The sequence below is a fragment of the Rathayibacter sp. AY1H3 genome, from assembly GCF_002932015.1.
Map to the genome: position 1 here is coordinate 1 of NZ_PSUU01000096.1, position 1,604 is coordinate 1,604.

Below are 1,604 nucleotides of genomic sequence, written 5' to 3' on the forward strand. Positions count from 1 at the left end.
CCGTCATCGCCTCCGATTTCGCGCGCACCGCGGGCATGCCGACCGAGGCGATCAGCGCGATCATGTCCTGCATCGCGAGCATCCCCGTGATCGGCGGGGTGCCGCTGAGGAAGCGCCGCATCCCCTCGGCCGGACGGTAGCCGGGTCCCATCTCGAACATGTCGGCGACGCCCATCCAGCCCTGCACCGGCTGCGCGAGCGAGCCCTGGTGCCGCGACGCGACGTACGCCCACGCGGGCGCCCCCGGGCCTCCGTTCAGGTACTTGTAGGAGCAGCCGACCGCGAGGTCCGCGCCCCACTCGTCGAGCTCGAGCGGCACCGAGCCGACGGAGTGGGAGGCGTCCCAGAGCACGAGCGCGCCGGCCTCGTGCGCCTGAGCGGTGATCGCCGCGGCGTCGGCGAGGAACCCCGAGCGGTACGCGACGTGGCTGAGCAGCACCAGCGCCGTCCGCTCGCCGAGCACCGGGGCGAGGTCGTCGGGGCCGACGCCGCTCCCGGGGTCGGAGTCGATCCAGCGGAGCGTGCTGCCGGTCTCGGCCGCGATGCCCTCCAGCACGTACCGGTCGGTGGGGAAGTTGTCGGTGTCCACGACGATCTCGTCGCGCCCCTGCTCCGCCTGGCGGGCGATCGCCGCGCGGGCGAGCTTGTAGAGCAGGACGGTCGTGGAGTCGGCGACGACCGTCTGGCCGGCCGCGGCTCCCAGCACCGCGGAGCCGAGGGCGTCGCCGACCTCGAGCGGCATGTCGAGCCAGCCCTCCTCCCAGCCGCGGATGAGGCGGCCGCCCCACTCCTCCTCCGCGAACCGCGCGAGCCGGGCGACGCTCGCGCGCAGCGGCCGGCCGAGCGAGTTGCCGTCGAGGTAGGAGCGGACCTCGGGGGTGCGGACGAACAGCTCGGGGCAGTGCGCGAGCGGGTCCTGGGCGTCGAGCGGATGCATGCCCTCACCCTAGGTCGCGGGCGCCGGGCGCGACGCGTGCCGCCGGGGCCCCGGATCCGTGCCGCCGGGGTCCCTGACGGGTGCTGCCGGGGCCCCTGACGCTGCTCGGACGCCGCCCACCGTCCAGAAGTCGTCGCACTCGGCCTCGACTGCGACAACTCCTGAGCACTCGCAAGCCCTCACCCGGAGCCCCTCCCCCCACTGTCCAGAAGTCGTCGCACTCGGCCTCGACTGCGACAACTCCTGAGCACTCGCGGACCCGCAGACTCGAGCCGGTCGCCACTGCTCCGAAGTCGCCGTACTCGCGCTCCAGTACGGCCGCTTCCGCGTGGTCGCGAGCCGCCGGGCCTGTCCCAGCGGTCGTCGCCGAGTGCGCAGAAGTCGTCGCACTCGAGCTCGAGTGCGACAACTCCTGGACAGTCGCGGAAGCCGGAGGAGATTGGAGCGGGAGCCGGAGGAGAACGGACCTCGAGTCGGCGAACGCCCCCGGACCCGCGAGCACGGCCGCGCACCTGGGAAGTCAACGGGCGGACGTCGCGCCCCGCCCCGCCTAGCCTCCGAGGACGGCCCCCGCCGATCACGGGGATGCTCGCGATGCAGGACATGATCGCGCTGATCGCCTCGGTCGGCATGCCCGCGGTGCGCGCGAAATCGGAGGCGATGACGG

At 73.6% G+C, this 1,604-nt stretch carries 1 protein-coding gene; it reads right to left on the bottom strand.

The window, feature by feature from the left end; translation table 11 throughout:
• Positions 1-937, bottom strand: a 937-nt coding sequence (locus C5C33_RS18065) for an aminotransferase class V-fold PLP-dependent enzyme (protein WP_104261789.1), incomplete at its 3' end; no start/stop codon positions are given.
• Positions 938-1,604: the final 667 nt, after the last annotated feature.